Source organism: Methanosarcina sp. (genome assembly GCF_035390745.1).
GTDB lineage: Archaea > Halobacteriota > Methanosarcinia > Methanosarcinales > Methanosarcinaceae > Methanosarcina.
This window is the reverse complement of the sequence record NZ_DAOOUJ010000048.1, coordinates 1-11,154: the sequence shown is the minus strand read 5'-3', so window position 1 is coordinate 11,154 and position 11,154 is coordinate 1. Positions and strand designations below refer to the sequence as shown.

Genomic DNA, 11,154 nt, shown 5'->3' with positions numbered 1-11,154 from the left:
TCTTGCAACCTTGTTTGCTCCTCAAACCTCTCCGGTCACGTTCAACGAAGGAGAGTATTTATCTTTTTTGAATCTATAACCTGAATGTAGTCTAAGGCAAATATCCAGGCGTAAATAATATATTAGAAATACTTATCAATTAACTTTAATATTTAAATTAAAAATCTGACAGTTTGCAGCGTCTCTTTAATGTATACGTACATTATAAATGTGTGGAACACTTTAAATTTATATCTGAATTCTGGATTTGTGCAAAACTATTGCCTGGAAATTACAAATGTTGAGAAACTTAATTTCCAGCTTTTAAGATTATTAATTAAAACCATAGTTTAAGCTGGAATTTAAACAGTATGAAGAAGTTAAGTATTATTTAACAGGACGGATAATAATGGTCAAAGCAAAGATTGCAGTAAACGGTTACGGAACTATCGGAAAAAGAGTTGCAGACGCCGTACAGGCTCAGGATGACATGGAAATCGTAGGGGTTTCGAAGACAAAACCTAACTATGAGGCTGCAGTAGCCCACCAGCTCGGGTATGACATCTACGCCCCATCTGCCAATCTTGGAGCTTTTGAAAAGGCAGGAATACCTGCTGCCGGAAGCATTGAGGAAATGGTAGAGAAAGCCGACCTGGTTGTGGACTGTACTCCCGGGGGAGTTGGGGAAGAAAATAAAGCCATGTACGAAAAAGCAGGAGTAAAGGCAATCTGGCAGGGTGGCGAGGAGCACGAACTTGCAGGCTACTCCTTTAATGCCGTTTCAAACTACGAAGGGGCTCTTGGCCTTGACTTCGTAAGGGTTGTTTCCTGCAACACCACAGGTCTCTGCAGGGTCATCTATCCCATAGACAAAGCCTTCGGGATAAACAAGGTAAGGGTAACCCTTGCCAGAAGGTCAGCCGATCCCAACGACATAAAGAAGGGACCGATCAATGCAATAGTCCCGGACCCGATAAAGCTTCCTTCCCACCACGGACCTGATGTTAAAACCGTTATTCCTCACATCAACATCACTTCAGCCGCAATGAAAATCCCTACTACCCTCATGCACCTGCACACCGTTAATATGGAGCTTAAGGACAGGTGCACTGCGGAAGACGTCAGGAAAGTGCTTGGCTCCCAGTCAAGGATCCATTTCGTAGGGCAGGGCATAGCTTCCACAGCTGAAATCATGGAAGTTGCCAGGGATATTAAGCGCCCAAGAAATGATATGTGGGAGAACTGTGTCTGGTCCGACTCAATCACCATGCACGAAGGAGAACTTTACTTCTTCCAGGCAATACACCAGGAATCGATTACAATTCCAGAAAACATAGACGCTATCCGTGCAATGATGGAGCTTGAGAGCGACGGCGCAAAATCAATCCTGAAAACAAACAAGGCTCTCGGGTTCTGAGCCCCTTTAAGTATTTATATTCACAGGACTCCGGGTGCCCGGATGATTTTCTGATATGAATTTTTGGAGAGCTACCCGAGTCCTGATTTTTTGAAATCTCGATTTCCAGAACAAGAATGCGGTCTGTGAAAACGGGAAACCTGAGAAAAGAAGGATTCGACCCTCATATGACCTCAGATTCTAACTTTTTAAAACTGTGTCAGGAAGCTTTTAAGGCTGCATACGATGCAACCTGTGAGCTTGTGGGCACTGATTCGGCAAACAGCTTCATACACATGGGTGCTGATGGAACGCCGACAACCAGTATAGACCAGGCAGCAGAAGATGCTATAGTTGAGGTACTTAGAGCCGACGGCAGGGATATGAGGATACTCAGCGAAGAGCTTGGAGAACTCGTTATTGGGAATTCTCCTGAGTTTTCTGTTGTGCTTGACCCTCTCGACGGGACATATAATGCTTCTACAGGAATTCCTTTCTACAGCGTTTCTATTGCTTTTACTTCTCACGACCTCTCAGACCTGAGATTCGGGTATGTGAGCAACCTTGCACTTAAAGAGGAATACTACGCAGAAGCTGGAAAGGGGGCGTATCTTAACCGAAAAAGAATCAGGCCCTCTTCTAATTCGGACCTGAATAAACTCTGTGTAAGCGTATACGGCTACAGACAGAACGTGAAAAGAACCCTGAAAATAAGCAGTAATGTCCGGCGTGTGAGGCTGTTTGGAAGTGTTGCGCTTGAGCTGTGTTATGTAGCCTCGGGAAGGCTTGACGCTTTTGTGGACGTAAGAAAAGCCCTGCGTGTAACCGATGTAGCAGCAGGGCAGCTGATCCTTGAAGAAGCCGGGGGGCGTGTTACGGATGGACGTGGAAAGATTCTGAGGCTTCCGGATAATGTTACTGCCAGGGTGGAAATGGTCGCATCCAACGGACATGTGCACAAAAAAATTTTAAATCTGCTCTCAGAGGGATAATTTGGCTATAAAAAAGATAGGGATTGCGTCACGCTGCGACAGGCCTGAAGTCCTTGACATGGTAAGGAATATTCTTTCACATTTCGGCTCCCAGGTCCAGATTTTCGTCTCAACCGCAACGGCTGAAGTCCTGGGTATTGAAGGTACTCCGGTCGAAAGGATGAGGGATGAAGGAGTGGAACTCATAATCAGTGTGGGAGGCGACGGGACAGTCCTCAGGAATATTGCCAAAATGAAAGACCCTCTCCCTATACTGGGAATTAATATGGGCACTCTCGGGTTTCTCGTAGACGTGGAGCCTGAAGATGCGATTGAGACTATAGAAGAAGTCCTCTATGGTTTTTCGTATATCGAAAGGATGCGCGTGGACGTGTTTCTAAATGGGGAAATGCTTGAAACCGCCACCAATGAGATCGCTGTAATGTCTGCAAAACCCGCTAAGATAATCCAGTTCGAAGTCTATGTCAACGACTGCCTTCTTGACAGGATGCGGGCGGACGGCGTGGTTTTTGCAACCCCTACAGGTTCTACTGCATATGCAATGAGCGCAGGGGGCCCTATCGTAAATCCAAGGGTAAATGCAATTGTAGTGGTTCCTGTTGCCCCTTTCAAACTTTCCTCAAGGCCCTGGGTAATTCCTTCGGACAGCGAGATTACAGTAAAATTATCGGACCACAAAAAAGAGGCTGTAATTGCAATTGACGGACAGAAATCTTACAGGATCAGGCCTGATGATATTGTCAAACTAAAAAAATCAAAATACCCTGCACGTTTTGTCAGGATATCAGATACATGCTTTTATGAGAGAGTTCAGCGGAAACTTTCCTGAAAAATCCTTTTTTAACTTTATTGACTTATCTTCTTACTGGCTTATCTTCTTTAACTTTTTATATTTTATTTATTTCTTTTATGTTACCTCAGGGTTTTATCTCTGATCTCTTAAGGCTTTTTTATCAGATGCAGGCTCAATTTCTGGGAAGTTGAATGCCGATCTCGCTTTGTAAAGGATGGAGGAATACAAATTGATTCTCTTCCTCAAAAAATATTGTAATATTGCCTCGGAAACTCTTTTCCTCCAAGGAAAACATTTATACATATGTAGGTAAAGCTAATGCTAATCTTGCTAATCATAAGATTTTTTGACTTTTAGTGGCTTTTCAGCCTCATAATTTCTTATTCATGCCTTTGAATTGTTTTTCAGGGGCAGTTAACACAAATATCATTAAAAATAATCATAAATTCCTCTAATGAGAAAATCACGGGAAACAGTAAATATGTCAGAGAGCGAGCAGTACTCCAGAAACACACTTATGGATTTCATCGATTATCGCCCCCTTGATATCGAAATCTGTGACGTAACCCTTCGCGATGGGGAACAGACCCCAGGCGTTGTGTTTTCGAAAGAACAGAAGCTGGCAGTAGCCAGTGAACTTGATTCCATGGGTATAGAGGTTATAGAAGCCGGCTTTCCGGTAGTTTCCGCAGACGAAAAAGAAATCGTAAAGGAAATTGCAAACCAGGGCTTTAACTCAAGGATCTGCTGCCTCTCAAGAGCAGTAAAGGGGGATGTTGATGCTGCCCTTGAATGTGACGTTGATATCGTGAGCATTTTCATTGCAATGTCCGACATGCATCTCAAGTACAAGTATCACAGGAGCCTTGAGGACATGCTCGGCTGCGCCAAGGAAGCCATAGAATATGCAACTGACCACGGTTTAAAAGTGCGTTTTGCAGCCGAAGATGCAAGCCGCACCCCGATTGACCGCCTCAAAAAGGCTTTCAAGGAAGTTGAAACCGAATACAAAGTTCAGTACGTAAGCCTTGCAGATACGGTGGGTATTCTCAACCCTACTACTACTCATTATCTTGTAAGTGAGATCTTCAAGTCAGTAAACACTTCCATCTGTATCCACTGCCACGACGACCTCGGTATGGCTACAGCCAACACCCTTGCAGCCGCCGAAGCCGGGGCAAAACAGCTTCACACAACAGTTAATGCTATCGGAGAACGGGCAGGAAATGCTTCACTGGAAGAGGTTCTGGTTGCACTCAGGGTGCAGTATGGGATAGAGCGCTATGACACTACCAGGCTCAATGCTCTCTCCAGAATGGTTTCGGAATACTCAGGAATTACACCTTCGGTAAATAAAGCCGTTGTAGGACAGAATGCCTTTACCCATGAGTCTGGAATCCATGTCGCTGCAATTCTTGAAGAGCCTCGCACTTACGAACTCTTCCTTCCCGAAATGGTTGGTGGAAAACGCAACCTTGTTGTCGGAAAGCACACAGGCAAAAAAGCCCTGAAAGGCATAATCAACAGCATCGGTTTCTGCCTTGAGAGAGATGAGCTCTGTGCCCTTATAGAAAAAGTTAAGGTCTGTACCGAAGAAAAGCACAAAAGCATTTCAAGGGATCAGCTTGAAAAGCTGATTACTCAGGTAAGGCAGGAAAAGAAAGCCTCAGGCAGCGAAAAAGAGAAGTTTTCTATCTGAACTGAGTATGTAATAAATGAGAATGTTCAAATGATTCATTCTCACTTTTTCTAATATTGAATTAATTTTTTCAGATATCGAAGTTAATTTTCAGCACTTCACACTCGGGCATATTTTTAATCTGTACCCCATCCCGTGTCCCTGTTATCTCCAGACTGTCAAATTCATTTGAGCCGCACAGCACATCCTGATTCGGATGCGTGCCAGGTGTGATATGGCAGCTCAGTACGGTCCTTTTACCAACCGACACCACGATTGGAAGCCTTGGCGATGCAGGGTGGTTCTTTGGAAGGACTATTAACGGCGACCTGATTTCCCGGATCATGAAGAGAACGCATTTGAGCCCTTTCTCGGTTTTCTCGTCCACCGAAAGTGCAGAAGCAACAATCAGGTCGTGGGGTTCAAGCCCGAGCACAATTTCTTCATTCTCAGTTTCCAGAAAAAACTGTCCTTCAGAACCTGCTTTTACAATAGCCACTATACCTGCCGCGCCGCGCAGGAGAAGCATTTCACTTTCCTTCAGTGAAATGTCTTTAGAAGAAATTGAATTTTTCATGTTAAAAATTAGTATCTAAGAAATCCAGCTGATTATTTTGATTCTGCTACGTTGCTGGACTGGCAGGAAGGACACTTTACGTTCTTGCCAATGCCTTTAAATTTACTTTCGCAGTCCTTGCATATATAGTTTTTAACCGGCAACTTTCCTTCCATATTAAAATCAAACGGGTCTCCAACACTACACATCATTACTACCTCCATGGTTTTATCAGGGGTTTACCGTAATCATATTACCCACATATTATTACTCATACTTATCGAATTAATATCTTTCCATCCCGAGTTGCGCCACCCGAGTTGCGCCACCCGAGTTGCGCCACCCGAGTTCCGCCTCGGGAGGGCGGTGTCCTTTTCGGTCGCTTTGCTTCCTCAAGAGGACTAATTTTTTTTAGAATACTCGATTCTCTCGCTCAGGCAGACTCATTTATTGAGTGTAGAAGTGAGCTGAGCTCAAGAGGCTAACTTTTGGTGATTTTTCCATACTTTTACTTTCCTGTAACGACTTTTTAGATAAGTGATATTTACTGAACTATTTGAGATCGCTTTCATGCTAAATAATGGGAAGTGTGGTCTTTTAATCTCCTTATTTTTCATAAAAACAACGATTTCTTGCCCACCAATCAGCCGGAATAATTCAACGCTTCCGGGAATAATCGTTTTTCACAACTGCAATTTTCAAGATTCTGGACCGTACATGGTTTCCAGACTTTTAAGGTATTACATTTTCCCGGTTTCTGGCGGTAAAACATTCTGTAATTTGACTGCTTCCCGCCAGAGCAACCAGAGAATGGCCAGTCCAATAATGCCGACCACAGCATTGGTGATTAATACAGCTAACCCCTCGCTTAAAACAAACATAACTATCAGAGGCAACCCGTTCCACATCGCGTGAAGAACGGAAACCAGCAGGTAGGACCCAATCACGTGCATGTTAATGCGAAAGTCACAGAGCCTGCTTTCGCGGAACAGTACACTGGATAAAATAGCCGTCCAGGTCCCGTGCCCCAGAGGAGAAAAGAGGCCGCGGATTAAAGTCACTGCCACTGCTGCCGAAATACTCCCGTTACTGTCCAGGAAAGCGGTGAAGGCGTAACCGTTACTTTCCAGGGCTGCAAATCCCATTCCCGACGCTGCACCCAGTATCAAACCGTCCATTTCCGAATCATGCCGCATGTGGCGTGCAATCACCAGAACTCCCAGGATTTTGGCAAATTCTTCAATAAACCCTATTCTTAGAATCGCACCAGGATTCAACTCGGTGATAAAAAATGGTTCAAGAAAGGAAGCGGCAAGAATACCCACCAGACCGCCATAAAGAAAAGCCAGAGAAACAGCCGGCATTTTCAGGCTGCTTAGATGCCTTCGCTCGTAAATAAACGCCACGTAGGCGACAGGGACCATGAAGTTGCCGACCATCATGAGGGTTGGGAACAGGTTGGAGTTTTCCGTCAGCAGCAAGACCACCAGCAGGAGAACATAGAGAACTGCTGAGGTAGCTATAACTTTTAGCCAGGCATTCCGCCGGACCGCAGGTACAGGTGCCTGAGCTTCAGTCTTGCTGTCCATAACTTCTTCCCAGTTCAATATCATAATTGTATCCTGAAATTTCGCAAAAAGTCAGTGCCTGAAATAGTGAGAGGGTTCCAAAGATAGCGTAGAAGAAGTTTTACAGGAGTTTCTCAGTATTCCAATAATGCCCTAAAGTATCTGCTTATCCTGAAATATGCGGTCTTATTTTCCTGAAAGGCAGGATATCATTTTCGTTAAAATTTCTTTTCCACGCCTGTGGTATTCTTTGATATCTTCCTGATATACAACAGCCACCGGCACTAGAAGTAATGGGACGGTTGCTGCAGCTTTAACTCCTTCCGAAACAGGCAATGTGGCTAAAAAGCTCGCTCCGGTAACGCCGTATATAGGCACTATAGGAAACAGCATTGCTAAACCAAATGTCCTTCGGAAATGGATTCCTAATTTTGCAGCCAGAAAACCATTGGACCCTATGACCACACCAATGCCTATGCTGGGCCCTATGGTATGAAACGGATTGTAAGATGGCCCGATATAAAGCCCAAAATCGATGCCGGAAAAGGAAACAAGCCCATTTAATTGATTCCTTTCTTCATCAGAGTTCCCTCCAAGGCCTGATACAACTATGCCTATGTCAAGCTGCAAAGGTCCTCTTCCTGCTTCTCTTCCACCCATTATAGCCATTATATTATTATTTTCTCTGATCAATAATATAATTTACCTCTTTCCGATCAAAAAACACTATTAAGCACGAATTTCTCAAGCTTAGATATTTAGTTCAATGTTTACTTTTTATAACTTTTTTCATTAAATATTTCTTAAAATATTTAATAGCGCATTAAAATTTTGTTTTTACTCTATAATTTGGACCTTATTGGTATAGAAGATCAAAAATAGTTTTTGTATAAAAAGAAAAGGATAAATTATATAAACATTGATTTTTTTAATTGAAAATCTGTTGTATAGATAATTATTTAGAAAATTATAAAACTAAATATAAGTTTATTTTATCATACCTGGTTTAGAATTCACATCAATTACCTTTATAAATTTAAGTTTTATCTTAAAACGCAGGGAATAAAATGAATGAAAAAGGTTTCAGGAGTCTGAAGAAAATAGTAGCCAGAATAACGTATGAGAGTAAAATTAACAGTACAAACCCATGCAGTTGAAAATAGAAACCTGACTCGACTGATTATAAGGAATGCGAAACTCAAAAAACAGATTCTAAGTTTTGGAATCAGCTCTTAAAAAAAGTAATCAAAAGATATCAGAACCTGCAGCATGCAGGTTCGATACCTTTGTAAAGCCTGGAAAGAGAGACCGGTAAATCTATCCAATCTCTATATTCGACTTTCCACGCTTTTCTTTTTCAAACTTAATCTACCAGCTGGTTGATTTTTTTGTAGAAGTCTACTATCAGATTTGCTGCTTCGCTTTCCGTATTCAGCTGAAAAGTTCGGATCTGTTTTCCCAGTGGTTTTTCCATGATAACACCTGACTCTACAAGAGGAGTGATAACCCTTGATACACTGGAATGGGACAGGCCGGTTGCTTCAGCAATCCCAGAAAGGTAGGTTGGTTCGCTCTGATTTTCGATCAAGTTCTTAAGAACTGTCATCTGTGCGGTTTTTCCAAAGATTTTTTCGATAGGATCCATTAATATCATCTCAGAGGTGGCGTCTAAATTAATGATTTTATTTCAGTTCCAATAACTATCAACGGTTTATAAACTTATCTATTTATTAAATAGGTTAAAGATATGTAGCCCAAAAATCTTCAAAATCGTTCTATCTTAACTTTTTAAACTAGTATCAGATCTTCCTCTCGATGTTCCCGGCTATTTTAGTTAAAAAAGTTTGCTGCTACGTATCATCCTCATGCTATCATCGAGCATCATTGAGTATTATTTTTTTGCTTTTCATTTTTCAGCAGATACTCCCAATCATAATCACCTATTTTCCGGATCAATATATCCACCTCTGTGCCCTAAAAAATCTGCAGCATTCCTCGGGACACTGATCCTCAGGGCACTCGAGGATATTACGCATGATATCATCTATTTTTTCAGGGGCTTATTAGTTTTATAGTGGCTTCAAACCCGGTTTTTACACCCGGCAATATTCCACCAGAAGACGCTTCAATGTACTCTTTAAGAGTGACTTCCCATTTATGAGAGCCACTTTTCTCTATATCGTCCTTTAACTTTTTCACAATCTCTGTCAGAAATAGACGTGCCTCTTCTACTTTTCCTCTTTCAAAAGTCCTTGTTACCTCTTCTGTTTTTTTGGGATAGAACTTTTTTGTTCAGCCTAAACATGAGAAAGAGGAAGAACCTGTAAAAAAAAAGTATATGACAGGAATCTGAAAAAATTAAGGAATGAAAATACTTCCTGTTCCGGAACAATTTCTTTATTGGCTTAAAAAATTAAGTTCCAGAGATAAAATCAAAATTGCTTGAATGGATCTTCAGAACATTTATAAGGCAACTTCAAAAGGATAGACCTCCTCCCATCTGTCGCCCATAATCGAACTGATTCCCCCTTCTTCTACTACCATCTGCATTGTATCCCCTTCTAATCTTATTGTTATGAGGTCGCCGCATTCATAATAATCACATTTAATAGGAGAGGAATCTCCATAGCGCAGGAGGGCAGTACCGCAGTCATACAAAATAAGATAGTTATTTCCGGATTGGAATTTTCGCCTCATGTGAAGGATCTCCCGATAATTTCCCTCTGAAATCTGACAGTTTTTACATAACTTAGATCGCGCATCTTTATAAATATTTTCCCTGAGTTTATATCCCTTATTTCAGGGCTGAAGGTGTATCCAATGATGATCTGCTTTGACTGGAATAGCGACAATCTTAAGTGAAAAACATAAAGCTCGAATTCAAAAGAAAAAGTTTAAAAATTCGTGAAAGTGAGATTTATTATCAAGATACTTACAATTTTTTTCAGAATTTTAAAACAACTTATCGGCATCTTGTTTCAAAAATAGACCCGATTACCCCTCTATATTTTTCATATTTTTTTAATATGTCTTCTGAAGATTCAGAGTCAAAAATCAGGATATTTTTACATCCAGTAAGACAGGGATATTCTCATAACGGCTTTAGAAGGCTATATAAGGAAGCTAATAAATGAATATAATGGGAAAAATATGGGACTCGAAAGAGGGTCCTGGTATTAAAAGTATTCACAGTAAGATAGGATTTTAAGAAATATATAAAACTGTTACTAGAAGGAGTTATGGACAGAAAAAGTGTTTTGGCTAAAATAGACGAACTATCATTAATCTATGAAAATGGAATTTTATCACATCCCTACTGGTACATTCCGCCGAACAAAAGACATTTGATTGAAATCCATGATGAATTATTTCAGGGAAAATCAGAGCTTAAATTGACGTTAAATGAGGTCGCAGCCCTATTATTGATACATAATTTAATTGAATTAGACTAACTATCGAAAAAAACAGTAATAAGGTTAGCTAAAACCGGAATTGGAATAGAGGCGATTTAAGAGAATACAACCTGATTGACAGGAAGACATTGGAACTTATTTTTAGTAAAAAAGGATATTTATTATACTTTAATAGGAGGACAACCAGAATCAGGTTCCTCCTATGTCTTAACCTTTTTTAAAAAACTCACATGATATTCTTCTAATAACAGGCACAAAGAAATGAAAGTATTTGAAAGCACTTTCATGCTAAGTAAATACAACCTCCCTTTTGTTCCATTTTCATTATATCTCCATCTGTTTTATTCCAATTAAATACTTTTTATATTACCAATATTTCCTGAATACTATCAAAATAACATTAGTTTAATGAGATAATTATTTATAATGTGTATACGTACTTTATATCAAAGTATGATCAAAAAAAGACATATAAGTAAAGAAAAAAACAGGTAAACGGAAATTATGGATCAGATAAGTAAAAACTTTCCAGTTTGCTAACATGAGCTTATAATCCTGAAAAGAATGGAAGAAAAGGCAATATACTGTACGCATGAATGTCTTTCAACTGCTCAGGGAAAAGTGAAGAGAGAAAGTTTCCTCGTAACAGGACAAGATAACCCTTAAAAATTTACTTGAGATTAAAACATAAAAGGGAATTAAATCGAAATAATCAGGATAAAAACAGATATTAAAATTATTAAAAATTAATTGAATTTTCCATTTAATATCTGATAGCT

Annotated in this window: 12 protein-coding genes; 5 read left to right on the top strand and 7 right to left on the bottom strand. The window is 40.5% G+C overall.

Going from position 1 to position 11,154, the window contains the following annotated elements; translation table 11 throughout:
- The first annotated feature begins 388 nt into the window (after positions 1-388).
- The 4 genes from PLL47_RS10810 (at position 389) to PLL47_RS10795 (ending at position 4,859) form a co-directional block, all read left to right on the top strand.
- A complete protein-coding gene (locus PLL47_RS10810; RefSeq protein ID WP_324446212.1) occupies positions 389-1,396 on the top strand; it encodes a type II glyceraldehyde-3-phosphate dehydrogenase in 1,008 nt (335 codons plus the stop codon).
- A 167-nt stretch (positions 1,397-1,563) separates the two neighbouring features.
- Positions 1,564-2,367 carry a bifunctional fructose-bisphosphatase/inositol-phosphate phosphatase gene (locus PLL47_RS10805; RefSeq protein WP_324446223.1) on the top strand — a complete coding sequence of 268 codons (804 nt, stop codon included), beginning with the start codon at positions 1,564-1,566 and terminating at the stop codon, positions 2,365-2,367.
- A gap of 1 nt (position 2,368) precedes the next feature.
- Positions 2,369-3,196 (top strand): NAD(+)/NADH kinase, encoded by an 828-nt coding sequence (locus tag PLL47_RS10800; protein WP_324446211.1) that lies wholly within the window; start codon positions 2,369-2,371, stop codon positions 3,194-3,196.
- A gap of 445 nt (positions 3,197-3,641) precedes the next feature.
- Positions 3,642-4,859 (top strand): homocitrate synthase family protein, encoded by a 1,218-nt coding sequence (locus PLL47_RS10795; protein WP_324446222.1) that lies wholly within the window; start codon positions 3,642-3,644, stop codon positions 4,857-4,859.
- A gap of 70 nt (positions 4,860-4,929) precedes the next feature.
- Here PLL47_RS10795 and PLL47_RS10790 read toward each other — a convergent pair whose 3' ends face one another.
- The 7 genes from PLL47_RS10790 to PLL47_RS10760 all read right to left on the bottom strand — a co-directional run bounded on the left by PLL47_RS10790 (position 4,930) and on the right by PLL47_RS10760 (position 9,659).
- Complete coding sequence (locus PLL47_RS10790) at positions 4,930-5,415, bottom strand: hypothetical protein (protein ID WP_324446210.1); 486 nt, start codon at positions 5,413-5,415, stop codon at positions 4,930-4,932.
- A 32-nt stretch (positions 5,416-5,447) separates the two neighbouring features.
- Positions 5,448-5,606 (bottom strand): cytochrome c-type biogenesis protein, encoded by a 159-nt coding sequence (locus PLL47_RS10785; RefSeq protein ID WP_324446209.1) that lies wholly within the window; start codon positions 5,604-5,606, stop codon positions 5,448-5,450.
- A 528-nt stretch (positions 5,607-6,134) separates the two neighbouring features.
- Positions 6,135-6,983: a PrsW family intramembrane metalloprotease gene (locus tag PLL47_RS10780; RefSeq protein WP_324446208.1), complete on the bottom strand. Its 849-nt coding sequence runs from the start codon at positions 6,981-6,983 to the stop codon at positions 6,135-6,137.
- Between the two features lie 165 nt (positions 6,984-7,148).
- Positions 7,149-7,631, bottom strand: a complete 483-nt coding sequence (locus PLL47_RS10775; protein ID WP_324446207.1) for a hypothetical protein — start codon at positions 7,629-7,631, stop codon at positions 7,149-7,151.
- A 694-nt stretch (positions 7,632-8,325) separates the two neighbouring features.
- Positions 8,326-8,607 (bottom strand): helix-turn-helix domain-containing protein, encoded by a 282-nt coding sequence (locus PLL47_RS10770; RefSeq protein WP_324446206.1) that lies wholly within the window; start codon positions 8,605-8,607, stop codon positions 8,326-8,328.
- A gap of 407 nt (positions 8,608-9,014) precedes the next feature.
- Positions 9,015-9,161, bottom strand: a complete 147-nt coding sequence (locus tag PLL47_RS10765) for a hypothetical protein (RefSeq protein ID WP_324446205.1) — start codon at positions 9,159-9,161, stop codon at positions 9,015-9,017.
- Positions 9,162-9,425: 264 nt separating this feature from the next.
- The gene (locus PLL47_RS10760; RefSeq protein WP_324446204.1) at positions 9,426-9,659 is read right to left on the bottom strand and encodes a hypothetical protein; all 234 of its coding nucleotides are present in this window, start codon (positions 9,657-9,659) and stop codon (positions 9,426-9,428) included.
- A 542-nt stretch (positions 9,660-10,201) separates the two neighbouring features.
- On the opposite strand from PLL47_RS10760, the gene PLL47_RS10755 reads away from it, so the two are divergent.
- On the top strand, positions 10,202-10,414 hold the full coding sequence (locus PLL47_RS10755; protein ID WP_324446203.1) for a hypothetical protein: 213 nt from the start codon (positions 10,202-10,204) through the stop codon (positions 10,412-10,414).
- Positions 10,415-11,154: the final 740 nt, after the last annotated feature.